28 protein-coding genes are annotated in these 24,907 nt (G+C 60.1%); 20 read left to right on the top strand and 8 right to left on the bottom strand.

Annotated features, from left to right (window positions below; translation table 11 throughout):
• The first annotated feature begins 262 nt into the window (after positions 1-262).
• Positions 263-1,150 carry a threonine/homoserine exporter RhtA gene (gene rhtA, locus ACM6JQ_RS24975; RefSeq protein WP_042704914.1) on the top strand — a complete coding sequence of 296 codons (888 nt, stop codon included), beginning with the start codon at positions 263-265 and terminating at the stop codon, positions 1,148-1,150.
• Positions 1,151-1,317: 167 nt separating this feature from the next.
• The gene (locus ACM6JQ_RS24970; protein ID WP_007917561.1) at positions 1,318-1,599 is read left to right on the top strand and encodes a hypothetical protein; all 282 of its coding nucleotides are present in this window, start codon (positions 1,318-1,320) and stop codon (positions 1,597-1,599) included.
• Position 1,600: 1 nt separating this feature from the next.
• Here ACM6JQ_RS24970 and ACM6JQ_RS24965 read toward each other — a convergent pair whose 3' ends face one another.
• A complete protein-coding gene (locus ACM6JQ_RS24965; protein ID WP_414894827.1) occupies positions 1,601-2,164 on the bottom strand; it encodes a TetR/AcrR family transcriptional regulator in 564 nt (187 codons plus the stop codon).
• Between the two features lie 91 nt (positions 2,165-2,255).
• Between ACM6JQ_RS24965 and ACM6JQ_RS24960 the strand changes: the two genes are divergently transcribed.
• Both ACM6JQ_RS24960 and ACM6JQ_RS24955 read left to right on the top strand, forming a co-directional pair.
• Positions 2,256-2,984 (top strand): SDR family oxidoreductase, encoded by a 729-nt coding sequence (locus tag ACM6JQ_RS24960; protein WP_414894826.1) that lies wholly within the window; start codon positions 2,256-2,258, stop codon positions 2,982-2,984.
• A 37-nt stretch (positions 2,985-3,021) separates the two neighbouring features.
• Positions 3,022-3,618, top strand: a complete 597-nt coding sequence (locus ACM6JQ_RS24955; RefSeq protein ID WP_414894825.1) for a 2-hydroxychromene-2-carboxylate isomerase — start codon at positions 3,022-3,024, stop codon at positions 3,616-3,618.
• A 43-nt stretch (positions 3,619-3,661) separates the two neighbouring features.
• On the opposite strand, the gene ACM6JQ_RS24950 is transcribed toward ACM6JQ_RS24955, so the two are convergent.
• From ACM6JQ_RS24950 to ACM6JQ_RS24935, 4 genes are all read right to left on the bottom strand, one after another.
• Complete coding sequence (locus ACM6JQ_RS24950) at positions 3,662-5,470, bottom strand: aminopeptidase P family protein (protein WP_095113072.1); 1,809 nt, start codon at positions 5,468-5,470, stop codon at positions 3,662-3,664.
• Positions 5,471-5,526: 56 nt separating this feature from the next.
• Positions 5,527-6,693: an aminotransferase class V-fold PLP-dependent enzyme gene (locus ACM6JQ_RS24945; RefSeq protein WP_414894824.1), complete on the bottom strand. Its 1,167-nt coding sequence runs from the start codon at positions 6,691-6,693 to the stop codon at positions 5,527-5,529.
• Positions 6,694-6,897: 204 nt separating this feature from the next.
• Positions 6,898-7,512, bottom strand: a complete 615-nt coding sequence (locus ACM6JQ_RS24940) for a LysE family translocator (RefSeq protein ID WP_095113070.1) — start codon at positions 7,510-7,512, stop codon at positions 6,898-6,900.
• Between the two features lie 101 nt (positions 7,513-7,613).
• Complete coding sequence (locus ACM6JQ_RS24935; protein WP_007917547.1) at positions 7,614-7,871, bottom strand: hypothetical protein; 258 nt, start codon at positions 7,869-7,871, stop codon at positions 7,614-7,616.
• Between the two features lie 389 nt (positions 7,872-8,260).
• Here ACM6JQ_RS24935 and msuE point away from each other — a divergent pair, with 389 nt between their 5' ends.
• The 4 genes from msuE (at position 8,261) to ACM6JQ_RS24915 (ending at position 12,452) form a co-directional block, all read left to right on the top strand.
• A complete protein-coding gene (gene msuE / locus ACM6JQ_RS24930; RefSeq protein WP_007917546.1) occupies positions 8,261-8,824 on the top strand; it encodes an FMN reductase in 564 nt (187 codons plus the stop codon).
• Positions 8,825-8,834: 10 nt separating this feature from the next.
• Positions 8,835-9,980 (top strand): FMNH2-dependent alkanesulfonate monooxygenase, encoded by a 1,146-nt coding sequence (gene ssuD, locus ACM6JQ_RS24925; protein ID WP_095113068.1) that lies wholly within the window; start codon positions 8,835-8,837, stop codon positions 9,978-9,980.
• A gap of 144 nt (positions 9,981-10,124) precedes the next feature.
• The gene (locus tag ACM6JQ_RS24920) at positions 10,125-11,312 is read left to right on the top strand and encodes an acyl-CoA dehydrogenase family protein (protein ID WP_414894823.1); all 1,188 of its coding nucleotides are present in this window, start codon (positions 10,125-10,127) and stop codon (positions 11,310-11,312) included.
• A gap of 36 nt (positions 11,313-11,348) precedes the next feature.
• Entirely contained in the window at positions 11,349-12,452 is a 1,104-nt protein-coding gene (locus ACM6JQ_RS24915) for a sigma-54 interaction domain-containing protein (RefSeq protein WP_123375551.1), read from the top strand.
• Here ACM6JQ_RS24915 and ACM6JQ_RS24910 read toward each other — a convergent pair.
• Positions 12,449-12,802, bottom strand: coding sequence for an antibiotic biosynthesis monooxygenase (locus ACM6JQ_RS24910; RefSeq protein ID WP_007917731.1), 354 nt, complete (start codon positions 12,800-12,802; stop codon positions 12,449-12,451). The two genes, ACM6JQ_RS24915 and ACM6JQ_RS24910, sit on opposite strands and share 4 nt — an antisense overlap.
• 93 nt (positions 12,803-12,895) lie before the next feature.
• On the opposite strand from ACM6JQ_RS24910, the gene soxR reads away from it, so the two are divergent.
• From soxR to ACM6JQ_RS24890, 4 genes are all read left to right on the top strand, one after another.
• Positions 12,896-13,348, top strand: coding sequence for a redox-sensitive transcriptional activator SoxR (gene soxR / locus ACM6JQ_RS24905; protein ID WP_007917730.1), 453 nt, complete (start codon positions 12,896-12,898; stop codon positions 13,346-13,348).
• A 105-nt stretch (positions 13,349-13,453) separates the two neighbouring features.
• A complete protein-coding gene (locus ACM6JQ_RS24900) occupies positions 13,454-13,912 on the top strand; it encodes a VOC family protein (protein ID WP_007917729.1) in 459 nt (152 codons plus the stop codon).
• Between the two features lie 213 nt (positions 13,913-14,125).
• Positions 14,126-15,001: an alpha/beta fold hydrolase gene (locus tag ACM6JQ_RS24895; RefSeq protein WP_414894822.1), complete on the top strand. Its 876-nt coding sequence runs from the start codon at positions 14,126-14,128 to the stop codon at positions 14,999-15,001.
• A gap of 24 nt (positions 15,002-15,025) precedes the next feature.
• Positions 15,026-15,976, top strand: a complete 951-nt coding sequence (locus ACM6JQ_RS24890) for a LysR substrate-binding domain-containing protein (protein WP_414894821.1) — start codon at positions 15,026-15,028, stop codon at positions 15,974-15,976.
• Positions 15,977-16,111: 135 nt separating this feature from the next.
• Here ACM6JQ_RS24890 and leuD read toward each other — a convergent pair whose 3' ends face one another.
• Positions 16,112-16,726, bottom strand: a complete 615-nt coding sequence (gene leuD / locus ACM6JQ_RS24885) for a 3-isopropylmalate dehydratase small subunit (protein WP_414894820.1) — start codon at positions 16,724-16,726, stop codon at positions 16,112-16,114.
• The gene (gene leuC / locus ACM6JQ_RS24880; protein WP_414894819.1) at positions 16,723-18,141 is read right to left on the bottom strand and encodes a 3-isopropylmalate dehydratase large subunit; all 1,419 of its coding nucleotides are present in this window, start codon (positions 18,139-18,141) and stop codon (positions 16,723-16,725) included. Before leuC ends, leuD begins: the two co-directional genes overlap by 4 nt.
• 406 nt (positions 18,142-18,547) lie before the next feature.
• Between leuC and ACM6JQ_RS24875 the strand changes: the two genes are divergently transcribed.
• The 8 genes from ACM6JQ_RS24875 (at position 18,548) to ACM6JQ_RS24840 (ending at position 24,811) form a co-directional block, all read left to right on the top strand.
• Complete coding sequence (locus ACM6JQ_RS24875; protein ID WP_007917724.1) at positions 18,548-19,747, top strand: PepSY-associated TM helix domain-containing protein; 1,200 nt, start codon at positions 18,548-18,550, stop codon at positions 19,745-19,747.
• Entirely contained in the window at positions 19,744-20,286 is a 543-nt protein-coding gene (locus ACM6JQ_RS24870; protein WP_414894818.1) for a thiamine pyrophosphate-binding protein, read from the top strand. Before ACM6JQ_RS24875 ends, ACM6JQ_RS24870 begins: the two co-directional genes overlap by 4 nt.
• Complete coding sequence (locus ACM6JQ_RS24865; protein WP_007917722.1) at positions 20,283-20,624, top strand: hypothetical protein; 342 nt, start codon at positions 20,283-20,285, stop codon at positions 20,622-20,624. The genes ACM6JQ_RS24870 and ACM6JQ_RS24865 overlap by 4 nt, the downstream gene beginning before the upstream one ends.
• Positions 20,621-21,196: a DUF6162 family protein gene (locus ACM6JQ_RS24860; RefSeq protein WP_095113061.1), complete on the top strand. Its 576-nt coding sequence runs from the start codon at positions 20,621-20,623 to the stop codon at positions 21,194-21,196. Before ACM6JQ_RS24865 ends, ACM6JQ_RS24860 begins: the two co-directional genes overlap by 4 nt.
• Positions 21,197-21,231: 35 nt before the next feature.
• On the top strand, positions 21,232-22,161 hold the full coding sequence (locus ACM6JQ_RS24855; protein ID WP_007917720.1) for a metal ABC transporter substrate-binding protein: 930 nt from the start codon (positions 21,232-21,234) through the stop codon (positions 22,159-22,161).
• A 134-nt stretch (positions 22,162-22,295) separates the two neighbouring features.
• Entirely contained in the window at positions 22,296-23,006 is a 711-nt protein-coding gene (locus ACM6JQ_RS24850) for a metal ABC transporter ATP-binding protein (RefSeq protein WP_414894830.1), read from the top strand.
• Positions 23,006-23,905, top strand: a complete 900-nt coding sequence (locus ACM6JQ_RS24845) for a metal ABC transporter permease (RefSeq protein ID WP_007917717.1) — start codon at positions 23,006-23,008, stop codon at positions 23,903-23,905. The genes ACM6JQ_RS24850 and ACM6JQ_RS24845 overlap by 1 nt, the downstream gene beginning before the upstream one ends.
• Complete coding sequence (locus ACM6JQ_RS24840; RefSeq protein WP_414894817.1) at positions 23,906-24,811, top strand: metal ABC transporter substrate-binding protein; 906 nt, start codon at positions 23,906-23,908, stop codon at positions 24,809-24,811.
• Positions 24,812-24,907 lie beyond the last annotated feature (96 nt).

The following is a 24,907-nucleotide window of genomic DNA, read 5'->3' as shown; positions in this document are numbered from 1 at the left end:
TTCCTTTCGGCTTCGATGAACTGAAGCAACTCACTGCCGAAACCTGCATAACTCATTGAATCTCAAGGAGTTTTCCGTTTCGACTGCGCCGGAAGTGGGGCGAATTATAGACATCTGAAATCTGTCGTCAAGCGTTAATTGCGCTTTTCTATCGATCCGGGGAAAAAGGACTCTTCTATATAGACGTAACTCGATCGAATGCGCAGTATATTGCCCAACACCAATAATAATGCCTTGCTCTCACCTTGGACGATGCCACGTAATGAATGACCAGCCACGCTCTCTTGCCTCAATGCTGTTTCCGGTTGGCCTGCTATTAATAGCCATGGCGTCGATCCAGTCAGGAGCTTCTTTGGCCAAAAGCATGTTCCCTATCGTTGGCGCCCAGGGAACCACCACGCTGCGGCTGATCTTCGCCAGCGTGATCATGCTGTTAATACTGCGTCCATGGCGCGCGAGGCTGACCGCCAAATCACTGCGTACAGTCCTCGTCTACGGCATGGCATTGGGCGGCATGAACTTCCTCTTCTATATGTCATTGCAAACGGTGCCGTTGGGAATTGCCGTCGCCCTCGAATTTACCGGGCCACTGGCCGTAGCCATCCTTGCTTCCCGCCGTGCCATCGACTTTCTCTGGATTGCCCTGGCTGCCGCCGGCTTGATGCTGCTGATTCCAACAGGCACAACCAGCGCCGGAATCGATCTGGTGGGCGCCGGGTATGCACTGGGAGCCGGTGTCTGCTGGGCGCTATACATTCTGTTCGGTCAGAAGGCCGGCGCCGATAACGGTGTAACGACGGCAGCTCTGGGGGTAATGATCGCAGCGCTGTTCGTGGCCCCTATCGGCATCGTGCATGCTGGTTCAGCCCTATTGACCCCTTCGTTGATCCCGATTGCCATCGGCGTCGCCATTCTGTCCACCGCCCTGCCCTATACACTGGAGATGGTCGCCCTCACCCGCCTCCCGGCACGCACTTTCGGCACATTGATGAGTATCGAACCGGCCTTCGGAGCCCTCTCAGGACTGTTGTTCCTGCACGAATTCCTCACACTGTCACAATGGATGGCGATCCTGTGCATTATTCTGGCATCCGTCGGCGCAACCATGACCATGGGGAGTGCTGCGAAACCCGCCATCGCGGCTGATTGAAAGAGGATTCGACGAAGGTCTGGCAATTGACGCGCATTTAGGCCATGTTTAGACCTGTAACCCAATGCCAGACATGGATTTTTTCGGACAGGGATTTCAAAAGCTTAGAGCGCACGCGAACACAGGCAAACCCGAGCATTAGACTCGTGGCCGTTATAAGGACGGTAATGAAACGAATTTTGATACTGATCGCCATACTGGCAGTTGCAGGTTGTGCGGCGACTTCGGAAACTCAGGTAAAACGCGGGAAAAAAGGGCTGCACATCAACTGCTCAGGGCTATCGTCCTCCTGGGACAAGTGCTACGCCAGTGCCGCCAATGCCTGCTTGCCGAAGGGCTACAAGGTCATCGCAAAATCCGGTGACGCCGTGGAAGAACCCGGCGATTACCCGTTCGGTCTCAATCCTGCGGGCTACACCAGCCGCAGCATGATTGTCATCTGTAAATAGATCAGCGCTGCCCGGCAATCTGCCGGCCAATTTCTTCATGGCTGGACTTCAGCACCGCTTGCTGAACGTCCGGCGTGGCCAACATACGCGCCACCACCAACGCCCCGACGCATTGCGACAGCACCGACCACGCCAGGGTCTCGCTCTCAAGAATCTGTGCCCAACGCTCCTGAAGCCGGCAAATCCACAGCTCGGCCTGCTCGCGCATCAGAACATCCGATCGGGCAATTTCTGCGCCCAACGCCGGCAACGCGCAACCGGCCTCAGGTTGCTCTACGTGAGCCATGCTCAGGTAGTGCTTGAGACAGCGCTCCAGTCGCTCACGATCCCGCGTGCCCTTCCCCCCCAATCGTTCAAGGCTTTGACCCAACTCGCGTTCGACGATGGCAGTGAACAACGCATCTTTCGATGAGAAATGGCTGTAGAACGCCGCACCGCTCAATCCGATAGCCTTCATCAAACCATCAACGCCCACCGTGGAAAAACCGGAACGCTTTGCTGACAGCGCGCTGCTCTGCAGCAGCTTTTCCCGTGTTTCCAACTTGTGACTGGCGGAGTAACGCATGTATTTGCCCTCGAATCGACTGCCTTGACGTTGTCTGGATCCTAGCATAACGTTCGTTCACTTAACGATCGTTTAATAAAGGCAATCACCCATGAATAACAAGAAGGTCATATTGGTTGTCGGCGCTGGCGATGCCACGGGCGGAGCGATTGCAAAGCGTTTTGCCAAAGAGGGATTCATCGCCTGCGTCACCCGACGCAGCGCCGACAAATTGCAGCCGCTAGTGGACGCGATCAAGGCTGAAGGCGGTGAAGCTCACGGTTTTGCCTGCGATGCGCGCAAAGAAGAAGACGTCATTGCTCTGATTGAAGACATCGAGACTCGCCTCGGTCCGATCGAAGCTTTTGTGTTCAATATCGGCGCCAATGTGCCGTGCAGCATTCTTGAAGAAACCGCACGCAAGTATTTCAAGATTTGGGAAATGGCCTGCTTCTCAGGGTTCCTCAATGCCCGTGAAGTGGCCAAACGCATGGTCACACGCCAACGCGGCACTATCCTGTTCACCGGTGCCACCGCCGGACTTCGCGGCGCATCCGGGTTTGCCGCCTTCGCCGGAGCCAAACACGGTATCCGCGCGCTGGCACAAAGCATGGCGCGGGAACTCGGACCAATGAACATCCACGTCGCCCACGTCGTAGTCGATGGTGCGATCGACACCGATTTCATTCGCAACAGTTTCCCCGAGAAGTACGCCACCAAAGATCAGGACGGCATCCTCAACCCCGAGCACATCGCCGAGAACTACTGGTATCTGCACAGTCAGCCACGGGATGCCTGGACGTTCGAGCTGGATCTGCGCCCCTGGAACGAACGCTGGTAAGCCCCCCCGCCATAACAATAACGACAGAGACGCGAAAATGACGAAAACCGTGGAGTTCTATTTCGACCTCGGCAGCCCTGCCACCTACCTGGCCTACACGCAACTGCCGAAGATTTGCGCGCAGACGAACAGCGAGCTGATCTACATCCCGATGCTGCTCGGTGGCGTCTTCAAGGCAACCGGCAACGCTTCACCGGCGATGATTCCGGCGAAGGGTCGGTACATGTTTGAGGATCTGGATCGCTACGCAAAACGCTACGGGGTGCCGCTGAAATTCAATCCGCACTTCCCGATCAACACACTGATGTTGATGCGTGCGGTAACCGGCATCCAGTTGCGTCAGCCAGCACGCTTTCCGGCGTTTATCGATTGTCTGTTCACGGCGCTATGGGTTGAAGGACGCAGCCTCGACGAACCGGCGACTGTCGCTGCTGTGCTGAGCGAACACAGTTTCGATCCGCAGGAAGTACTGGCGCTGAGCAACGATGAATCCGTCAAAGCAGCGCTTAAGGAGAACACCGAAACCGCTGTTAAACGTGGTGTTTTCGGAGCACCCAGCATGTTTATCGGCGATCAACTGTTCTTCGGCCAGGATCGGCTGGACTTCGTTGCGGAAGCCTTGCGCCAAGGCTAAACGATCATTCAGGCGCTGAACACAGCGCCTGAATCCCAGCCGATCAGATCGCCGCAGTACGGGTGTTCAGCCATTCCAGCGCCGCACCCTCAAGCAATGGACTCAAGCGCTCACGCACTTGCGCGTGGTAGGCGTTGAACCACTGTTTCTCTTCTTCAGTCAGCAAAGCCGGCAGCAGGCAACGCGTGTCGATCGGGCACAGCGTCAAGGTTTCAAACTTGAGGAACTCTCCGAATTCGCTGCTGCCCGCCTCGCGGTTCATCGCCAGGTTCTCGATCCGCACGCCCCAACGACCCGGACGGTAGGTGCCTGGCTCGATCGAAGTAATCATCCCCGGCTGCATGGCCGTCTGCGGTGCAGGCGCGGCCTGATAAGCGATCACCTGTGGACCTTCATGGACGTTGAGGAAGTAGCCAACGCCATGACCGGTGCCGTGACCGTAATCGACGCTTTCGGCCCAGATCGGCGCACGGGCAATAGCATCGAGTAGCGGCGAGAGAATGCCTTTCGGGAACTGCGCGCGCGACAGGGCAATCACGCCCTTCAACACGCGCGTGCAATCGCGCTTCTGCTCTTCGCTCGGCGTACCAACCGGCACCATTCGCGTGATGTCCGTGGTGCCGCCCAGGTATTGACCACCCGAGTCGATCAGCAGCAAGCCGTCGCCTTCGATTACCGCGTGTTCTTCTTCGGTGGCGTGGTAATGCGGCATGGCGCCATTGGCGTTGAACGCGGCAATGGTGTTGAAACTCAGCGAGACATAATCCGGACGACGCTCACGGGCAGCGGTGAGTTTTTCGTCGATGGTCAATTCGGTAATGCGCTCGCGCCCCCAGGCCGATTCCAGCCAGGCGAAAAACTCGCACAGCGCCGCGCCATCCTGCTCCATCGCTTTGCGGATATGTGCAGCGTCCGCTTCACTTTTCTGCGACTTGGCCAGCGTGGTCGGGTTCAAGCCTTCGACCAGTTTCACCGTGCTGTCGAGGTTATCCAGCAAACCGCTGGTAACGCGCGCCGGATCAACCAACAAACTCGCGCCACTCGGCACGGCACGCAGGGCATCAGCGACTTCGCTGTAATCACGCAACGTCACGCCGTCCGTCTCAAGCACCGAGCGCAAATCTGCGTCGACCTTGCTTAACGCTACGAACAACGTGGCCTGCTGCTGACCGATCAACGCAAACGAAACAAACACCGGGTTGAACGACACATCGCCGCCGCGCAAGTTGAACAACCAGGCAATGTCGTCGAGGGTGGCGATGAAATGCCAGTCAGCGCCGCGCTCTTGCAGGGTTTCGCGTAGCTTGGCCAGTTTCTCGCCACGGCTGACCGTCGCTTGCGGTGGCAGATGCTGATAGATCGGTGCGTTCGGCAGGCTCGGGCGATCGCGCCAGACTTCTTGCAGCAGATCAATGTCGGTGCGCAGACGTGCGCCGCGTGCTTCCAGTTTGCTGCTCAGCGTACGTGCAGAAGCCACGGCCATCACCGCACCGTCAACCGCGACCACACCACCTTCCGGTGTCTGCTCGGCAAGCCAGTCCAGCGGGCTCGGTTGACCCGGTTGCAACTTGACCAGTTCGATGCCGCTGCCCTTGAGTTCTTTGCTCGCCTGCTCCCAGTAACGACTGTCGGCCCAGACGCCGGCGAAATCAGCGGTGACAATCAACGTCCCGACCGAACCATGGAAGCCCGACAACCACTGCCGACCCTGCCAGTAACCCGGCAGATATTCCGACAAATGCGGGTCGGCGGACGGCACCAACAGCGCATGAATGCCTTCGCGGCGCATCAGTTCACGGGTGTGCGCCAGGCGCTGGGGCACCGATCCTTCGGTCGAGGTCTGGGTACTCATCATGTCTCCTGCTAATCACTTCATCGTTATTGTTCGTCGCCGTGAAATCGGCTCGTTTAAAGCCCTGTCGCCCAGAATGCCGGAGCACTGGCGCAGGCGGTCTTGATCAGTTCGACGGCCTTGTCGATGTCCTCGGCGGTGGTAAACCGGCCGAGGCTCAAGCGAATGGTGCGTCCGGCCAGATGCGCGTCATGCCCCAGCGCCAACAGCACGTGAGATGGCGTGTTACTGGCGGAGTTGCAAGCCGAGGTCGCGGAAAACGCGATCGAATGACTCAACGCCGCGTTGTTGAATTCGCCTTCGCTGAAGGTCAGGCTCAAGGTGTGCGGAATACGTTGAGTGGCGCAGCCGTTCAAGCGTACGCCCGGCAAAATCAGCAGTTGTTCGAGCAAGCGTTCACGCAGTGCGACGATGGTTTTTTTCTCGGCATCGAACGCCTCGGCGGCCAAGGCAAACGCTGCGCCCATCCCGGCAATCTGGTGCGTCGCCAAGGTTCCGGAGCGCAAACCACCTTCGTGACCGCCGCCGTGAATCTGCGCCTGCAACCGCTGCTGTGCCCGCGGGCCGACGTACAACGCGCCGATGCCTTTGGGACCGTAAAGTTTGTGTGCGGAAAACGACATCAGATCCACCGGCCATTGCCCCAGATCGATGGCCACTTTGCCGGCGCCTTGCGCCGCATCGACGTGGAACAACGCCTCACGGCTACGCACGACTGCGCCAATCGCTTGAACATCGTTGACCGTGCCCAACTCGTTGTTGACCAGCATCAGCGACACCAGAAAGGTGTCGTCGCGCATGGCTTCGCTGACCGCTTGCGGGGTGATCAGGCCATCGGCGTCCGGCACCAGATAGGTCACGGCGATGCCGGCGTCCTGCAACTGGCGGGCGGTATCGAGGATGGCTTTGTGTTCGATCTGGCTGGTAATGATATGGCCGCCGGACACGCCGCGCGCCTGGGCCACACCTTTAAGGGCAAGGTTGTTGGACTCGGTGGCACCGGAGGTCCAGACGATCTGCTCAGCATTGGCGCCGACCAGTTCGGCGACCTGCCAGCGGGCCTGCTCGACCGTGTGTCGGGCCTGCTGGCCGAACGCGTGGGAGCTGGAAGCCGGGTTGCCAAAGTTACCGTGAAACCCCAGACACTCGATCATCACCTGGATGACCCGCTCGTCCACCGGGGTGGTGGCGGCGTAATCGAAATACAACGGACGTGTGTTCATAAAAGACTCGCAGAGCGTGTTCCGGGATCAGGAGGCTCGTGTCTGCAAACGGTACGGCGCAGCCTTGTGAGCTGCGCGTCGGTTCGAGAGCGTCATCAATACCTGATCGGATGCCGTTAAAGAAGAACAACTTCATTCAAAGTGCGTAGGAACGCTCCTGAAGTCGAGCTTAACAGGCATCCGGCCTGCGGTTGAAGCGATGCGTCAGCTAAAGCTTTCGAGAAGTAACGGGTACAGCGAAATCACCAACAGTGCCGCCATGCCCCAGTTGAACACGCGCAACCAGCGCGGATCCTTCAGCACATTGCGCAACAACGTACCGCAAGCTGCCCAGACGCCGACGCTCGGCAGGTTAATGATGGCGAATACCGCAGCAATCACCACCACATTGGTGAAATAGCCCTGCATCGGCGTGTAGGTGCTGATGGCGCCGATGGCCATGATCCACGCCTTGGGATTGACCCACTGAAACGCGGCGGCGCCAAGGTAGCTGATCGGCTTCGCTTCGCCTTCGGCGCTGTCACCGACCGGCCCCGAGTGGGCGATTTTCCACGCCAGATACAACAGATACGCCGCGCCGACATAGCGCAGAACCGTATAGAGAATCGGATAGTTCTGAAACACCGCGCCGAGGCCAAAGCCCACCGCGACTACCAGAACGAAGAAGCCACAGGTAATTCCGAGCATATGCGGGATGGTGCGGTTAAAGCCGAAATTCACCCCCGATGCCAGCAACATGGTGTTGTTCGGCCCCGGCGTAATCGAGGTGACAAGGGCAAACAGGGCGAAGCCCAACAGCAGGTCAAGCGAGAGGGTCATGGCAGGCAATCCATCAGGGTCATTCAGGTGTTGACCCTATCCCACACCGCCCGGCAAGCCCACGGACAGTTGGGTAAAACTTCGAGCAGTACAGTTTGCTTTCAGCTTGGGCGACCGTGCAGCTGTACGGCACGTTCGGCACTCATTTCAGCTTTTTTGTCGAACTGGGTCTGACCGAGTAATTGCGCTTTTTTCGCGTGGTATTCGTCGAAGGACAGGCCGCTGCGATTGAGCGCTTCCATCGCCAATTCGCGGGATTCTTCATCGGTGTAAGGACGCAGCTCCGGCGAAACGTGTCCGGCACAACCGGCGAGTACAGAGACAGCGAGCAACAGCGAAACGGTCAGTAAACGATTCATGGGAGCGTCCTGGCGAGCAATGGGGAGTCGATGGACAAAGGCTACGCCCCGGCACGCCCGCGCAGAAATCAACGCTCTCAATAGTGGCTATCAGGAAATCGACACGGGCCGGCATATATCTCCGAACGATCTATAAATATCGATTAACGTTCTTTTACGGAATAACAAACAGTCTTTATAACTTCATCCATGCGCTGAGCAGTGTTGCTCCAGCAACTGTTGCTCAGTCAACACCGATTCAACAAAGCGCCTCGCTACTCACAGGGGCGACCGCCACGCTAACGCTCAACGCCTTGTAAACCGGGGCTTCCAGGAATTGGTACAGCGCTTGCTCAGACCCGGTGACTCATTCACTGCTCGCTGAGCAACTGTTGAAAAAGGAACTGATCATGTCGCGTCCCCTGAAAGTCGTCGCCCTCTCCGGCGGCACCTGGCGTCCGTCCCGTACTCTGGTGCTGACCCAAGCCTTGCTCGCCGAACTGGCTGGGCACCTGACCATCGAAAGCCATTTGATCGAACTCGGTGATATCGCTCGTCCGCTCGGCGCTGCGCTATCGCGTCAGGAACTCAGTGCGGAAGTTGAAGCCGAGTTGCAGGCCATCGAGCAGGCCGATCTGCTGATTGTTGCCGCGCCGGTTTATCGCGGTTCCTACCCGGGTCTGCTCAAGCATCTGTTCGACCTGATCGACCTCAACGCCCTGATCGACACCCCGGTGCTGCTCGCTGCTACCGGCGGCAGCGAACGCCATGCGCTGGTCCTCGATCACCAGTTGCGCCCGCTGTTCAGCTTCTTCCAAGCCATGACGTTGCCGATCGGCGTGTACGCCACCGAAGCCGACTTCGCCGATTACCAGATCACCAGCGAACTGTTGAAGGCGCGCATCCGCCTGGCCGCCGAACGCGCGGCGCCGCTGTTCGCCACACAAATCAAACCCTTGCTGAAAATCGCCTGAGGAGCCGTTCATGGATGTTTTCTGGTTCCTGCCGACCCACGGCGATGGCCACTATCTGGGCACCACTCAAGGCGCGCGCCCGGTCACTCTCAATTATCTGAAACAGGTGGCGCAGGCCGCTGACAGTCTCGGCTACCACGGCGTGCTGATTCCCACCGGGCGCTCCTGCGAAGACTCGTGGGTGATCGCCTCGGCGCTGGTGCCGCTGACTGAACGCCTGCGTTATCTGGTGGCGATCCGTCCGGGGATCATCTCGCCGACAGTCTCGGCGCGCATGGCTGCGACGCTTGATCGGCTGTCCAACGGGCGCTTGCTGATCAACGTGGTGACCGGCGGCGATCCGGACGAGAACCGTGGCGACGGCAGTTTCCTCAGCCACGCCGAGCGCTATGAAGTCACCGATGAATTCCTGAAGATCTGGCGTCGCGTGTTGCAAGGCGAAGCGGTGGATTTCGACGGCAAGCACCTGAAGGTGCAGAACGCCAAAGCGCTGTATCCGCCAGTGCAGAAACCCTATCCGCCGCTGTATTTCGGTGGTTCATCCGATGCCGCGCATGATCTGGCCGCCGAACAAGTTGACGTCTATCTGACCTGGGGCGAACCACCGGCCGCCGTCGCGGAAAAACTCGCCGACGTGCGCGAACGCGCGGCGCGGCATGGGCGCAAGGTGAAGTTCGGCATCCGCCTGCATGTGATCGTGCGCGAGACCGCCGAAGAGGCCTGGAAAGCCGCCGACAAACTGATCGAACACATCAGCGACGAAACCATTGAAGCGGCGCAGAAATCCTTTTCGCGCTTCGACTCCGAGGGTCAGCGGCGCATGGCCGCATTGCACGATGGCCGTCGCGACAACCTCGAAATCGCCCCGAACCTGTGGGCCGGCGTCGGTCTGGTGCGCGGCGGTGCCGGTACGGCGCTGGTGGGTGATCCGCAGCAAGTGGCGGCGCGGATCAAGGAATACGCGGATCTGGGCATCGAGAGTTTCATCTTCTCCGGTTACCCGCATCTGGAAGAGGCTTACCGCTTTGCCGAGCTGGTGTTCCCGCTGTTGCCCGAGCCTTATGCGAGTCTGGCCGGGCGTGGCGTGACCAATCTGACCGGGCCGTTTGGCGAAATGATTGCCAATGATGTGTTGCCCACCAAAGCCACTGCCTGAACCAAATCCCTTGTGGGAGCGAGCCTGCTCCGGGCGGCGCTCCGACGTATGCGGTGGGTCAGTCAACGATGATGTCGATTGTGCCGACCTCATCGCGAGCAGGCTCACTCCTACAGGGAATGCGTCGATTTCGAGGAACACCGTGTGACCGCTAAACCACAAAGTACTTTGTTATCCCCGCTGCAGACCGCCCGCCAACTGGCCGCCGAATTTGCCCTGACCGCCGTCGAACGCGACGAACGTGGCGGCACACCGAAGGCCGAGCGCGATGCCCTGCGCGACAGCGGCCTGCTGGCCCTGAGCATTCCCACCCGCTACGGCGGCCTCGGCGCGAGCTGGAGCGAAACCCTGCAAGTCGTTCGCGAGTTCGCCAAAGTCGACAGCTCGATTGCTCACGTCTTCGGTTTCCATCATTTGATGCTCGCCACCGTGCGCCTGTTTTCCCGGCCGGAACAATGGCAGCCGTGGTTCGAACAGACCGCGCGGCAGAACTGGTTCTGGGGCAACGCACTGAACCCGCTCGACACCCGTACCGTGGTCAAGGACCTCGGTGGCTGGCGCGAGTTTTCCGGGAAGAAAAGCTTCTGCTCCGGCGCCAGTGATTCACAAATGCTGATCGCTTCGGCGGTCGATGAAAGTGCCGGCGGCAAATTGCTGATCGCGGCGATTCCCAGCGGCCGCAGTGGCATCACCCTGCACAACGACTGGGACAATATCGGCCAGCGTCAGACCGACAGCGGCAGCGCTACGTTTGAACGGGTCCGCGTCGAAGAGTCGGAACTGCTGCTCGATCCCGGCCCGCTGAGCACGCCGTTTGCGTGCTTGCGCCCGCTAATCGCGCAGCTGACCTTCACGCATATGTTTCTCGGAATTGCCGAAGGCGCTTTCGAGGAGGCGCGGCAATACACCCTCAGCGAAACCCGACTCTGGCATAAATCCTCGGCGCGCGATGTGCGTGAAGATCCGTACGTGCTCGCCCATTACGGCGAGTTCTGGGTGGCGCTGGAAGGCATCCGCCTGTTGGTCGAACGCGCGGCGGCGTTGCTCGATGAGGCCTGGGCCAAAGGCGCGAATCTCAGTGCCGAAGAGCGCGGCCAAGTCGCGACAGCGATTGCCACCGCGAAAGTCGCCGCCAGCCGTCAGGGCCTGGAGATTTGCAGCCGTTTGTTCGAAGTGACCGGCGCGCGCTCCACTCACGCGTCCCTGCGCCTCGATCGCCACTGGCGCAACCTGCGCACGCAAACCCTGCACGACCCGCTGGACTACAAACTCCATGAGTTGGGCGACTGGGCGCTGAATCAGTCGCTGCCGGTGCCGACCTTCTATTCCTGACCTGCCTGCATTTGAACTAAAAAGAAGGACGAGCCCATGCAACTGCTGACCCTACCGCCCTCCCCCGCGCTCGCCACGTCGATCCGCGCCACTGCGCAGGTGTTCGAGGACCCGAAGTCCCAGGCCCTGCTCGCACATTTACAGCAGGTCGCGCCGAGTGAAGCGAGTGTGCTGATCATCGGCGAGACCGGCACTGGTAAAGAACTGGTGGCGCGACATATTCATAACCTCAGCAATCGCCGTCATCGGCCGTTTATCGCGGTCAATTGCGGGGCGTTTTCCGAATCACTGGTGGAAGCGGAGTTGTTCGGTCATGAAAAAGGCGCGTTCACCGGCGCGCTGAGCGCCAAGGCCGGATGGTTCGAGGAAGCGGATGGTGGCACCTTGTTTCTCGATGAGATCGGCGATCTGCCGATGGCGATTCAGGTGAAGTTGCTGCGGGTTTTGCAGGAACGCGAAGTGGTGCGACTGGGCTCGCGCAAAAGCATTCCCATCGATGTACGGGTACTGGCGGCGACCAATGTGCAGCTGGAAAAAGCCATCAATGCCGGTCATTTCCGCGAGGATCTGTATTACCGCCTCAACGTGGTCAATCTGGAACTGAACCCACTGCGCGACCGTCCTGGCGACATACTGCCGCTGACCCGCCATTTCATCGAGGCCTACAGCCAGCGCCTCGGTTACGGGCGGGTCAGCATCAGCCCCGGCGCCGAACACAAACTGCGCGCTTACAGTTGGCCGGGCAATATTCGCGAGCTGGAGAACGTCATCCATCACACCTTGCTGATCTGCCGCAACGGCGTGATCGAACGCGATGATTTGCGTCTGTCGAACCTGCGCATCGAACGCCCGGACGATCATCACAGCAGTGCCGATGATTCACCGGAGGCCTTACTGGAACAGGCCTTTCAAAAACTCTTCGCGCAACAGGCCGGCGCGTTGCACGAAAAAGTCGAAGACGCTTTGCTGCGCGCGGCGTATCGCTTCTGCCATTACAACCAGGTGCACACCGCCGCGTTGCTCGGTCTGAGCCGCAACGTCACCCGCACGCGACTGATCAAGATCGGCGAACTGGCGGTAAACAAGCGGCGGCTCACGGAGAATCTGCAGGGCGAACGCCTGATCCAGTTGTCGATCTAGCCGACCAGGTGGCAATGCAGCGCATCGTCGTGACTGCGGGCGATGCTGCTCAGCACCTGAAACGAGTTGAAGGTGACGGTTTTCGCCTGATGGGTGTGAATCAGTTGCCAGAAGTCCTGCTCGCCGCTTTCGAAGCTGCGAAATGCCGCTTCACCCGCCTCGCGGGACTGCCATTGGAGGAAACTCAGCACGCGCCGGCCGTCATCGCTGGCCTGCACACTGGCGCTGACAAAACCGGCATAACGTTGCGCCAGGCGCTCGGTTTGCATTGATAGTGCAGTGACCAAGGCGGGTTGTTGGCGTGGTTCGATTTCGAATTCGATCAATTGGGTAAAACTGCGGTTGTTCATGGAATGCCCCCACTCAGCGTAAGACGAGCCTTGCGACTCGAAGACCTGCAGGGTAAAACCTCTAGTTAAGTCAAGGTCAAGAGCTGTCTTCAAATGATCAGCAAAGAAAATGTGCACAAACAGTTAACGGTTGGTGAAGTCGCAGCGCGCAGTGGCGTGGCCGTCACCGCCCTGCACTTTTATGAATCCAAAGGCCTGATCAAGAGCCAGCGCAATGCCGGCAATCAGCGGCGCTATCCGCGCGAAGTACTGCGCCGCGTAGCGTTGATCAAAGTCGCGCAGCGGCTGGGGATTCCGCTGGCGGAAATTGGCGAGGCATTGAAAATCCTCCCGGAGGATCGTGCGCCCAGCGCGGCAGACTGGAAAATCCTCTCACAGCAATGGCGACAGGAACTGGACGCGCGGATCGAGCAACTGACGCTGCTGCGCGATCGGCTCAATGGCTGCATCGGTTGTGGCTGTTTGTCGATGGAGGCCTGTCCGCTGCGCAATCAGGGCGATGTACTCGGCGAACAAGGGCCTGGCCCGCACTTTCCAAAGGATTGACTGCTCGTCGGGCAAAAGTCTGCTCGGCGAGGACGGTTCTATAGTGAATCTTCCACAAATTCGGTGGAGTCCTGTCCCATAGAACAACAATTCAGGGAGAACGTCATGAGCGTCAAACCCATTCCCGAGGGGTATCACAGCATTACCCCGTATCTCGGCATCCACAAAGCCGCCGAGGCCATCGATTTCTATAAAACAGCCTTCGGCGCCACCGAGGTCATGCGTCTGGCCATGCCTGACGGCGGCATCGGCCACGCCGAACTGCGCATCGGCGACAGCGCGATCATGCTCGGTTCGCCGTGCGATCAGGGGCCACTGAGCAATCCGGATCAAGCAGTGTCGGTTGGTTTGCATCTGTATGTGACCGATGTCGACAAGTCCTTTCAGCGAGCGCTGGATGCCGGAGCGAAGGCGGTGTCGGAGGTCAAGGACCAGTTTTACGGTGATCGCAGCGGGACGTTGAAGGATCCGTATGGGCATCTGTGGTTTCTCGCCTCGCGCAAGGAAGATCTGACTGAAGAGCAGATCAAGCAGCGGGCGATGGAGATGTTTAGTCAGGGTTGAGAGTTGCAGTGTCTGCAATAGCGCTATCGCGAGCAGGCGAAGGCCTACAGGGGAACGCATTTCAACTGTAGGCCTTCGCCTGCTCGCGATGAGGCCATAACTATCAACACCCATCACACTTCATGAACCGGCCCACCACGTTTTGCCCCTTGTCGCAAACGCCGGACGATTTCAGGATGCAGCCAACCAGAACCCTGAAAAAGGATCAGCCCGATGTTTGCCGGATTCCGCAAAGACCAGCACCACGTCAACGGCGTCGACATTGCCTACCGCCTCGGCGGCAGCGGCCCGGGCCTGTTGCTGTTGCACGGGCACCCGCAGACCCATGTGATCTGGCACAAGATTGCCGAACAACTGGCCGAACACTTCAGCGTGGTCGCCGCCGACCTGCGCGGTTACGGCGACAGCAGTCGCCCGGCCGCCGATGAGCTGCACGTTAATTACTCGAAACGCGAAATGGCCCGCGACAATGTCGAGTTGATGCAGGCGCTGGGCTTCGAGCAGTTTTCGATTCTCGCTCACGACCGTGGCGCGCGGGTCGCCCATCGCCTCGCCCTCGATCACCCGGATGCCGTGCGACGGATGATGCTGCTCGACATCGCGCCGACCCTGTCGATGTACGCGCAAACCAACGAAGCCTTTGCCCGCGCGTATTGGCACTGGTTCTTCCTGATCCGCCCGGCGCCATTGCCGGAAACCTTGCTCGAAGCCAATCCCGAAGGTTATCTGCGCAGCGTCATGGGCAGCCGCAGCGCCGGGCTCAAGCCGTTTACCGATGCAGCCTTCGGCGAATACCTGCGCTGCCTGCGCCAACCGGGCAGCGCCCGTGGCATCTGCGAAGACTATCGCGCCAGCGCCGGAATCGATCTTGAGCACGACCGCGCCGACATCTCGGCCGGGCATCACCTGAATCTACCGCTGCGCGTGTTGTGGGGCGCCGAAGGCACCGTCGGCCGTTGCTTCGATCCGCTCAAGGAATGGCAACACGTGGCGACTGACGTCAGCGGTCAGGCATTGCCCGCCGGCCATTACCTTGCCGAAGAAGTCCCTGAACTGTTGCTTGGCGAAGCACTGGCCTTTTTGCGCTGAGCCGAGCCGCCGGATCTCGGTGCTATGCTGGCGGCTTCTGCCGCCAGTATTCGTTTTGACATGCCACAGAAGAAAGACAGCGTGCCCCTGCCCGAAGACCTGCGCGTGCTACTCACCGTGATCCGCAAGAACGGCTTTGCCGCCGCAGCGGATGAACTCGGCCTGTCGCCGGCCTATGTCAGCAAACGCATCCAGATTCTTGAAACCACCCTTGGCACTCGCCTGCTGCACCGCACCAGTCGTCGCGTCTCGCTGACCGAGGACGGCGAACGGGTGCAGCGCTGGGCGTTGCGCATTCTCGATGACTTCCAGCAACTGCACGACGAACTGTCCGACGCCCACGACAGCCCGCGTGGGCGCTTGCACCTCTGCAGCAGTTTCGGTTTCGGTCGCAATCATGTGGCGCCGGCGGTGTCGCTGCTGGCCGAACGTTATCCAGACCTGGAGATTCGCCTCGACCTGTTTGACCGGGTGGTGGACATCATCAATGAAGGCTTCGACCTGGAGATTCGCGTTGGCGATGACATTCCGGGCCAGCACATCGGCCGGCATCTGGTCAGTAACCGCCGAGTCCTGTGCGCCGCTCCCGGTTATCTGCAACGTCGCGGTACGCCTCAGAAGCTGGACGAACTGCAACAGCACGATTGCCTGGTGATCAAAGAGCGCGACAACGCCTTCGGCATCTGGCATCTGGATCGCGACGGCGGGCAAGAGAGCGTGCGGGTCAGCGGGCCGTTGTCGTCCAACAACGGCGAGATTGTTTTGCAGTGGGCACTGGACGGGCGTGGGGTGTTGTTGCGCTCGCTGTGGGATGTGAAACCGCTGCTGGAGCAAGGACGCTTGGTGCAGGTGCTGGACGATTACAGCCAGAGCGCCAATGTCTGGGCGGTGTACCCGACACGGCTGGCGCATTCGGGGAAGTTGCGCGCGTGTGTGGAGTTTTTGCAGGCGCATTTCAAAGGATTGTCGCTGTAGCTCAAAACACCACAAAAACCTGTGGGAGCTGGCTTGTCGGAACGCCGCATCGCAGCGATGGCGTCAGCTCAGCCAACACAAATGCTGGAAGTGCCGGCCTCATCGCTGGCAAGCCAGCTCCCACAGGTTATGCGTTCAGCCTAACCAAGGGTTACTGGCCAAATGCTCGCGTTCGAAATCTTTGATCTGTTCGCGCCGTTGCAGGGTGCTGCCGATGGCATCCAGGCCGAGCAGCAACGCGGTTTTGCGCAGGTTATCAATCTGGAAATCGATCACGCTGCCATCCGCCAGACTAATCCGCTGCGCCTCCAGATCAATGCTGACCCGCGCCGTTTCAGGCTCACCGACAAGCTGTCCAATGCGCTGCACCTGTACCTCTTCCAGGGTGATCAACAACACGCCGTTACGCTGGCAATTGTCATAGAAAATCCCGGCAAAGCTGCTGCCGATCAACGCGCGGATGCCCATCTGCTGCAGGCCCCACACCGCGTGTTCACGGCTGGAACCGCAGCCGAAATTGGGCCCGACCACAAGAAAGTTCGCACCTTTCCAGGCGGGCTGGTTCAGCACGAACTCAGGGTTGGGCGTGCCATCGCGCTGAAACCGCAGATCGAAAAACAATCCGCGATCCAGCCCGTTTCTATCGATGCCCTTGAGAAACTGCTTGGGCATGATCACGTCGGTATCAACGTTCGCTGCCAGTAACGGCGCAGCCTGGCCACTGACTAGAGTGAAAGGTTGCAGGCTCATGGGCGTACTCCAAAGTGGCGGATATCGGTGAGTCGACCGCTGATCGCTGCGGCGGCGACCATCGCCGGGCTCATCAAATGAGTGCGCGCGCCGGCGCCCTGACGGCCTTCAAAGTTGCGGTTGGTGCTGGATGCGCAGCGGTCGCCGGGGGCGAGTACGTCGTCGTTCATCGCCAGGCACATCGAGCAGCCGGACTGACGCCATTCGAACCCGGCGTCGATAAAGATCTGCGCCAGCCCTTCGGCCTCGGCCTGCGCGCGAACTTCGCTGGAGCCGGGGACGATCATCGCGCGTACATGCCCGGCCACTTGCTGACCGCGCACGACGCTGGCGGCATCGCGCAAGTCTTCGATCCGCGCGTTGGTGCACGAACCGATAAAGGCGTGGCTGATAACAATGTCGCTGAGCGCCATGCCCGCTTCGAGGCCCATGTAGTTGAGGGCGCGGCGCATGTCCTGGCGCAGGATCGGATCGCTGATTGCTTGCGGATCCGGCACCCGCGCACCGATCGCGGCGGCCTGATCGGGGCTGGTGCCCCAGGTGACCATCGGTTCAAGAATGCTGGCATCCAGGTGAATCTCGCGGTCAAACAGCGCACCGGGATCACTGCGCAGTTCGCGCCACTTCTTCACGCCCCGTTCCCACAACTCACCTTGCGGCGTGCGCGGCTTGCCCTTGAGATAGGCGAAGACCTTTTCATCCGGGGCCATGAACGCGCCGCGCGCACCGGCCTCGACAGCCATGTTGCAGATGGTCATGCGCGCTTCAACGCTCAAGGCATCGATAGTCGAGCCGCAGAACTCGATCGCGTAACCGCTGGCCCCGGACGCGCCGATGCGACCGATCAGGGCCATGATCACGTCTTTGGACGTCAGGCCCGCTGTCAACTCGCCGTCGACGGTCACGCGCAGGCTTTTCAGACGTTTGTAGACCAGCGTCTGCGAGGCCAGCAGGTGTTCGATCTCGGAGGTGCCGATGCCAAAACCGAAAGCGCCGAGTGCGCCATAGGTGGTGGTATGGCTGTCGCCGGCGGCGATGACCATGCCGGGCAGAATGAACCCCTGCTCGGGAGCGATCACGTGTTCAATGCCCTGACGTTTGTCGAGGATGTCCAGCAACTCGATGCCGAAGTCCCGGCAATTCTCCGCCAGATACGAGACTTGCCGGGCGCCGCCGGCATCAGGCATTGCCGCGATGCGCACAGGCGTGGTCGGGTTGACGTGATCGACCACCGCCAGCGCCGTGCCCGGACGCCAGACCCCGCGCCCGGCGGCACGCAAACCGCTGAACGCCTGCGGGCTGGTGTATTCGTTGATCACCTGACGATCGATATACAAGAGGACATGGCCTTGATCGTCGAGGCGGCACACCGTGTGCGAATCGATGTGTTTGTCATAGAGGGTTCTGGCGGTCATCAAGGCGCTCACTCAGGGAAATCAGGTGATTCCCATCATAGGGAGCGCGGGTCGGCCATCAATTGGCAGACAGTGATGGCGTGGATCATGAATCGTGTTTGATCTGCCGATCAGCGAAACCCTGTAGGAGCTGTCGAGTGCAACGAGGCTGCGATCTTTTGATCTTGTTTTTAAAGATCAGGATCAAAAGATCGCAGCGTGCCGCAGCTCCTACAGTGGGATCTGTCAAACCCTGCGAATTGGGAAACATTTGCTTTCATATCATCTTTCGGGATTTTCCTCGCTCATCCGTCCTATAGAGATGCAGACCGTTCGCGTAGGCAAAAGCCACGTCCGGTCTTTCCGGGTCCCCGTGCTGCGAAGCCCGTAGCCAGGCACCCTTTCACCGCTATCAAGACGCGCAATCATGTCGAAGAAATCCCGCTCCAAACTGTGGTTCCTCGTTCATAGCTGGCTGGCGTTACCGATCTGGTTCTTTGTCCTGATCGTCTGTGTCACCGGCACACTGGCGGTGGTCAGTCAGGAAATCGTCTGGCTGGCCAACCCGCAGATGCGCGCCAGCCAGCCTGCGGAGGATGCGCCGCTGCTCAGCTATGACCAGATCATGGCAGCGATCAAAAAAGCCGAACCGCAGACCCTCGTTGAAAGCATCAGTCGCCCCGATGAGTCACACTTCGCGCTCGACGTTGCGGTCAGTTATCCGGACGGTCGTTCGCAGACGGTCTACGTCAATCCTTACACCGGGGTGATCCAGGGCCCTGCGCCGACCTTCGATTTCAAAGCCTTCACCCGCGCCCTGCATGGCTGGTGGCTGGTGCCGTTCACCAATGGCTTCAGTTGGGGCTGGTATCTGGTGTCGTTCCTCGGCGTGCCGATGCTGGTCTCGTTGATCACCGGTCTGGTGGTCTACAAGCGCTTCTGGAAGGGTTTTCTGCGCCCGACCCTGCGCGTGCGCCACGGCGCACGGATTTTCTGGGGTGACTTCCATCGGCTGTGCGGTATCTGGTCGATCTGGTTCATTGCAGTGATTTCCATCACCGGCATCTGGTTTCTGATTCGGGCGATTCTGTTCGATAACCAGATCGCCATCTCCAGCGAGCCGATCATTCCGGCGATGTCCCGCGAAAGCGTGCCGATCTCTGCCGCCGGCACCCCGCCGCCACGGATCAGCCTGGACCGTGCCGTCGAACTCGCGCAAGAGAAGATTCCGGGGCTGGAAGCCAGTTTCGTCAGCCTGCCGGGCAACGCCTACAGCCACATGAGCGTTGGCGGGCGCGGCTGGTATCCGCTGATGTTCCAGACCGCCACGCTCAATCCGTACAACGGCGACATCGCCGCTTCACGGTTGCTGTCCGATCGTTCGTCGCTGGAGTTCGTCACCGAGTCCATGCGACCACTGCACACCGGGGATTTCGGCGGCATCTGGATCAAGCTGATCTGGTTCTTCTTCGGTTTGATCCTGAGCATGATGATCCTCAGCGGCTTGTTGATCTGGACCAAACGCACCGCCCTGGCCACCGCCAATGCGTTGAAGCGCGAAGACAAGAAAAACCGCATCAAGGCACAACCGGCCATGAGCCGTGAAACCTCGGAGGCCAGCCTGTGAGCAAGTCCATCACCAAGGCCCAACCTTCTCGACTGGCGCGTTTCTGGCACAGATGGCGCTTCCACATCAATGTTCTGCTGCTGTTGATCCCGCTGGGTTTCATGCCCAAGTACTTCGCCGACGCCTCGCTGTTTCGCGGTGACAGCGGCTTGGGCCAGCACGAGATCGGCACTGTCCAGGTCGGGCCATGGAGCCTGCGCCTGGCCGAATTACGCAACGAAGCACCGGTGCTGACCGGTCCGGCCGGCTACATGAAAGACTTCAGCGCCGCGCTGTGCGATGCCTGTGTCGATCAGGTCAAGGCGACCTACCTGCGCGTCGGCAAGCCACGCAGCCTGCGCGCCGCCGGCAGCATTTTCTTCGGCACGCCTTATCGCATGGGCACGCAAATGCCGATCCCGGAGAAGACCAAAGCCGACGCCGAACTGTGGATCACCATGGAAGGCTGGGACGGCAGCATGCACCAGGCTTCGATTCCCCTGAGTCAGGCCTCCCCCGCCACCTTCGCCTGGCTGAACAAACAAGGAGTCAAACCATGACTTGCTCTCAACGCCCTTCTCGCCTGCGCCTGAAGGCCGCGCTGCTGGTGCTCGGCGCCGGCTTCAGTGCCAGCGCTCTGGCGCATAACCCGATGTGCGAATGCAAAGCCATCGACGCCGAGCAGATCAAATGCACCGGTGGTTTCTCCGACGGCAGCGGCGCGCCGGGGGTGACCCTCGATGTGATTGGCTACGACGAAACCATTCTGGTGCCGGGCAAGCTCGGCAGTGACTCGACGCTGACCTTCAAGAAGCCTGGCGCCGAGTTCTACGTGCTGTTCGACGCAGGTCCAGGCCACGTTGTGGAAATCGACCAGGCGGATATCGAAGCCCCATGAGTACGCCAACCACACAAATCGTGCGTCCGGCCGGCGCCGGTCATGAAACCCTCAATGTGCTGCTGTTGTGCCTGTTGATTCTGGCAGTCGCCGGTTCCGTGGTCGCGTGGCGCGGGGTTTCCCATGAGCCGGAGCCGGTTGCGTCCAATCAACTCGACGCCCGTCGCGACCTCAGTGCTGCCGAGCAAGGCATCTACGCCGACCTGCGGGTGACCCTCGACGAAATCCGCCTGCTGCGCGAAGAACAGCAAGCCCTGCCGACGCCGCAGAATCTGGCCGACGAAGGCTTTGCCCCGTTTGCCCAGGATGCGAGTTCGGTCAGCCGTGGGGGTCACGCCTGGCAGTTGCTGGCGAACACCGCGTATGTCGGTCAAAGCCAGAATCCGACTGTCGCTGGCTCGTTCGTCATGCTGCTGAGTACCGATGACAAGGCTGCGCCGGACATCTGGCTCAACCGTGATGCCGCCGCTCAAGCCCCGGCGCAACTGAATGCGGCGGCACTGTCCGCTGCTGGCTGGAAACAGATCGTCGCGCAATACGATGCCGGGGTTACCCGCGAACATCGCCATTGATTCCTCGCCCTACTCCGAGAGAAGACCGCTTGCCCATGTCTATTTCATCGCCTCGCCGTCCGTTGTTACGCCTGTTTTTAGTGGGCCTGTGTGCCTGCCTGCTGAGCCCGCTGGCCAGCGCCGATCAGGCCAAGCGCCTGCGCATCGGCATCACCCTGCACCCGTATTACAGCTACGTGGCGAACATCGTCGGCGACAAGGCCGAAGTGGTGCCGCTGATCCCGGCCGGTTTCAATCCGCACGCCTACGAGCCTCGGGCCGAGGACATCAAACGCATCAGCGGGCTGGATGTGATCGTGCTCAACGGTGTCGGTCATGACGACTTCGCCGACCGCATGATCGCCGCCAGCGAAACGCCGAACATCAAAACCATCGAAGCCAACGAAAACGTTCCGCTGCTGGCCGCCACCGGCGTTGCCGCACGCGGCGCCGGCAAAGTGGTGAATCCGCACACGTTCCTGTCGATCAGCGCCTCCATCGCTCAGGTCAACAACATCGCCCGCGAACTCGGCAAACTCGATCCGGACAACGCCAAGACCTATACACAGAACGCCCGCGCCTACGGCAAGCGCCTGCGGCAGATGCGCGCCGACGCGCTGGCAAAACTGACTCAAGCGCCGAATGCCGAACTGCGCGTGGCCACGGTACACGCGGCTTACGACTATCTGTTGCGTGAGTTCGGCCTGGAAGTGACCGCCGTGGTCGAACCGGCCCACGGTATCGAACCGAGTCCAAGCCAGTTGAAGAAGACCATCGACCAGTTGCGTGAACTGGATGTGAAAGTGATCTTCTCGGAGATGGATTTCCCGTCCACTTACGTCGACACCATCCAGCGTGAGTCCGGGGTCAAGCTGTACCCGCTGTCGCACATTTCCTACGGTGAATACACCGCCGACAAATACGAAAAGGAAATGACCGGCAACCTCAATACCGTGGTGCGGGCGATTCAGGAGTCTGGCGCATGACTTCCAGAGAAAACCTTTCCCCCGAAAACACCGAGTCCCCTGTGGGAGCGAGTTTGCTCGCGAAGGCGCCGGATCAGCCGACATCTTTGTTGAATGACACACCGCTATCGCGAGCAGGCGAAGGCCTACAGGTTATGGGGCCGACGCTGGATTTTGCGCAGGTTTGTCTGACGCTGGGTCGCACAACCATTCTCGACAACGTCACCTTCCAGGTGCAGCCCGGCAGCGTACACGCGCTGGTCGGCCCCAACGGTGGCGGCAAGAGTTCGCTGATCAAGACCCTGCTCGGGCAAATGCCGCATCAGGGCCAGCTCAGCCTGCAATGGCCCGGCGAACCCGGCACCATCGGTTATGTACCGCAGGCGCTGGAATTCGATCGCGGTCTGCCGATGACCGTCGACGACTTCATGGCTGCCATGTGTCAGCGACGCCCGGCGTTTCTCGGCTTGAGCAAGCGTTACGCCGGCGCCATTGGCGATGCGCTGGAACGCGTCGGCATGCAGGACAAACGCAAGCGGCGCATGGGTGCGCTGTCCGGCGGTGAGCGCCAGCGGGTGCTGCTCGCACAAGGTTTGATTCCGACGCCGCAATTGCTGGTGCTGGATGAGCCGATGTCGGCCCTCGATGAAGCCGGGATTCAGGTGTTCGAGCGCCTGCTCAATGACTGGCGCGCGGCAGGTATCACCGTGCTGTGGATCGAGCACGATCTGGAAGCGGTCGGGCGCCTGGCCGATCGGGTCACCGGCCTGAACCGTCGTGTGCTGTTCGACGCCACGCCACAACAGGCGCTGACCCCGGAACGCCTGCTGACGCTGTTCTCGACCCATCCACGGAGCGCTGCCTGATGAGTTACGAAGCCTTTCGTTTGATGGTGCAAGGCTGGGCCTCGTCCGGTTATCTGCCGGAAGCGCTGGCCTACGGTTTCGTGGTCAATGCGCTGCTTGCCGGCCTGCTGATCGGCCCGGTGCTCGGCGGTCTCGGCACGCTGGTGGTGGTCAAGCGCTTCGCGTTTTTCTCCGAAGCGGTGGGCCACGCGGCGCTGACCGGCGTGGCCATCGGCATCCTGCTCGGCGAACCCTACACCGGCCCCTATGGCAGCCTGTTCGGTTATTGCCTGCTGTTCGGCATCCTGCTCAATTACCTGCGCAACCGTACCGGCCTCGCACCGGATACTTTGATTGGCGTGTTTCTGTCGGTGTCGCTGGCGTTGGGCGCGAGTCTGCTGTTGATTCTGGCGGGCAAGATCAACGTGCACATTCTCGAGAACGTGCTGTTCGGTTCAGTGCTGACGGTCAACGGCAACGATCTGGCGGTGCTGGCCATCGTCGGTTCGCTGGTCATGGCATTGGCGCTACCGCTGTACAACCGCATCATGCTCGCCAGCTTCAATCCGCAACTGGCAGCCGTGCGCGGAGTGGCGGTGAAGACCCTGGATTATCTGTTCGTGATTCTGGTGACGCTGATCACAGTGGCAGCGGTGAAAGTCATCGGCGCGATTCTGGTCGGTGCTCTGCTGGTGATCCCGGCCGCGGCGGCGCGCTTGCTCAGCCAGTCGCTCAAAGGGTTCTTCTGGTGCTCGGTGTTGATCGCCACGGTCAGCACGTTGTGCGGGATTCTTGCGCCGATCGTGTTCGATCTGCCGATTCCGTCCGGCGCGGCCATCATTCTGGTCGCCGGTATTGCCTTTGCCCTTGCCGCCATTGCGCGCGGGGTTGTCCCGAGTCTGAAAGGGAATCTTGGATAAATGACTTTTTCAATTCGCAAACTGACCTTGGCCATGGCCTTGTGCGGCGTGGTCTGCGCGCCGTTGATGGCTGCCGAAAATGCTAAACCGCTGCGAGTGCTGGCGTCGTTGCCGATTACTTATGGTTTGGGCGAAGTGCTGCTCAAAGGCACTGATGTCAACCTTGAACGTGCGGCGCCAGCGAATCTGCCGGGCAGCCGTCAGACCGCGTATTTCACCGGTCGCGGCGCGCCGGCACTGAGCAAACTGGCAACCGGCGCCGATGCTGTAATCGGCGTGCGCTCGCTGTGGGCCGATGATCCGCTGTACCCGATCGCCCGTCGCAGCAATATCCGCATCGTTGAAGTCGACGCCGCGCGACCGGTGGATGGCGCCCTGCCCGGCATCGCCGTGCAACCGGATCTGAAGGTCGATGGCTTGAACAGTCAGCCATGGCTGGCGAGCAACAACATGGGGCGCATGGCGGATGTGATGGCGGCGGATCTGGTGCGCCTGGCACCCAGCGCGAAGCCAAAGATCGAGGCGAATCTGGCGGCATTGAAGCAGCGTTTGCTGAAGCTCAGCGCCGACAGCGAGGCGCGACTGGCCAGCGCCGACAATCTCAGTGTGATGAGTTTGAGTGATCACTTCGGCTATTTGATCGGCAGCCTCAATCTGGAACTCATCGGCGAGGATCCACGGCCGGATGCCGAGTGGACGCTTGAAGATCTGAAAAAACTCACGGCGACGCTCAAGGACAATGAGGTGGCGGTGGTGTTGCATCATCGGCAGCCATCGGACGCGGTAAAAGCGGCGATTGCCGAGTCCGGCAGCCATCTGGTGGTGCTGAGCACCGATGCGGCGGACCCGGTGGCGGAGCTGGAAGGCAATGTGGATTTGCTGCTCAAGGGCTTGAGCGGGGCGTGATTCCAGTTGCACCGCGTTATCGTTCATCGCTGGCAAGCCAGCTCCCACAGGGTTCTCGGTGAACGCAGATTTTGCAATCACCAAAATACCTGTGGG

This window comes from Pseudomonas sp. IT-232MI5 (assembly GCF_949767845.1).
Classification (GTDB): Bacteria; Pseudomonadota; Gammaproteobacteria; order Pseudomonadales; family Pseudomonadaceae; genus Aquipseudomonas.
The sequence above is the reverse complement of the archived record's forward strand: the minus strand, read 5'-3'. Positions and strand labels throughout refer to the sequence as shown.

Bases quoted from the DNA above. Each gene is read 5' to 3' on its own strand.
- rhtA (WP_042704914.1), top strand. From the start codon at position 263: ATGAATGACCAGCCACGCTCTCTTGCCTCAATGCTGTTTCCGGTTGGC.
- ACM6JQ_RS24970 (WP_007917561.1), top strand. From the start codon at position 1,318: ATGAAACGAATTTTGATACTGATCGCCATACTGGCAGTTGCAGGTTGT.
- ACM6JQ_RS24965 (WP_414894827.1), bottom strand. From the start codon at position 2,164: ATGCGTTACTCCGCCAGTCACAAGTTGGAAACACGGGAAAAGCTGCTG.
- ACM6JQ_RS24960 (WP_414894826.1), top strand. From the start codon at position 2,256: ATGAATAACAAGAAGGTCATATTGGTTGTCGGCGCTGGCGATGCCACG.
- ACM6JQ_RS24955 (WP_414894825.1), top strand. From the start codon at position 3,022: ATGACGAAAACCGTGGAGTTCTATTTCGACCTCGGCAGCCCTGCCACC.
- ACM6JQ_RS24950 (WP_095113072.1), bottom strand. From the start codon at position 5,470: ATGAGTACCCAGACCTCGACCGAAGGATCGGTGCCCCAGCGCCTGGCG.
- ACM6JQ_RS24945 (WP_414894824.1), bottom strand. From the start codon at position 6,693: ATGAACACACGTCCGTTGTATTTCGATTACGCCGCCACCACCCCGGTG.
- ACM6JQ_RS24940 (WP_095113070.1), bottom strand. From the start codon at position 7,512: ATGACCCTCTCGCTTGACCTGCTGTTGGGCTTCGCCCTGTTTGCCCTT.
- ACM6JQ_RS24935 (WP_007917547.1), bottom strand. From the start codon at position 7,871: ATGAATCGTTTACTGACCGTTTCGCTGTTGCTCGCTGTCTCTGTACTC.
- msuE (WP_007917546.1), top strand. From the start codon at position 8,261: ATGTCGCGTCCCCTGAAAGTCGTCGCCCTCTCCGGCGGCACCTGGCGT.
- ssuD (WP_095113068.1), top strand. From the start codon at position 8,835: ATGGATGTTTTCTGGTTCCTGCCGACCCACGGCGATGGCCACTATCTG.
- ACM6JQ_RS24915 (WP_123375551.1), top strand. From the start codon at position 11,349: ATGCAACTGCTGACCCTACCGCCCTCCCCCGCGCTCGCCACGTCGATC.
- ACM6JQ_RS24910 (WP_007917731.1), bottom strand. From the start codon at position 12,802: ATGAACAACCGCAGTTTTACCCAATTGATCGAATTCGAAATCGAACCA.
- soxR (WP_007917730.1), top strand. From the start codon at position 12,896: ATGATCAGCAAAGAAAATGTGCACAAACAGTTAACGGTTGGTGAAGTC.
- ACM6JQ_RS24900 (WP_007917729.1), top strand. From the start codon at position 13,454: ATGAGCGTCAAACCCATTCCCGAGGGGTATCACAGCATTACCCCGTAT.
- ACM6JQ_RS24895 (WP_414894822.1), top strand. From the start codon at position 14,126: ATGTTTGCCGGATTCCGCAAAGACCAGCACCACGTCAACGGCGTCGAC.
- ACM6JQ_RS24890 (WP_414894821.1), top strand. From the start codon at position 15,026: ATGCTGGCGGCTTCTGCCGCCAGTATTCGTTTTGACATGCCACAGAAG.
- leuD (WP_414894820.1), bottom strand. From the start codon at position 16,726: ATGAGCCTGCAACCTTTCACTCTAGTCAGTGGCCAGGCTGCGCCGTTA.
- leuC (WP_414894819.1), bottom strand. From the start codon at position 18,141: ATGACCGCCAGAACCCTCTATGACAAACACATCGATTCGCACACGGTG.
- ACM6JQ_RS24875 (WP_007917724.1), top strand. From the start codon at position 18,548: ATGTCGAAGAAATCCCGCTCCAAACTGTGGTTCCTCGTTCATAGCTGG.
- ACM6JQ_RS24865 (WP_007917722.1), top strand. From the start codon at position 20,283: ATGACTTGCTCTCAACGCCCTTCTCGCCTGCGCCTGAAGGCCGCGCTG.
- ACM6JQ_RS24860 (WP_095113061.1), top strand. From the start codon at position 20,621: ATGAGTACGCCAACCACACAAATCGTGCGTCCGGCCGGCGCCGGTCAT.
- ACM6JQ_RS24855 (WP_007917720.1), top strand. From the start codon at position 21,232: ATGTCTATTTCATCGCCTCGCCGTCCGTTGTTACGCCTGTTTTTAGTG.
- ACM6JQ_RS24850 (WP_414894830.1), top strand. From the start codon at position 22,296: ATGGGGCCGACGCTGGATTTTGCGCAGGTTTGTCTGACGCTGGGTCGC.
- ACM6JQ_RS24845 (WP_007917717.1), top strand. From the start codon at position 23,006: ATGAGTTACGAAGCCTTTCGTTTGATGGTGCAAGGCTGGGCCTCGTCC.
- ACM6JQ_RS24840 (WP_414894817.1), top strand. From the start codon at position 23,906: ATGACTTTTTCAATTCGCAAACTGACCTTGGCCATGGCCTTGTGCGGC.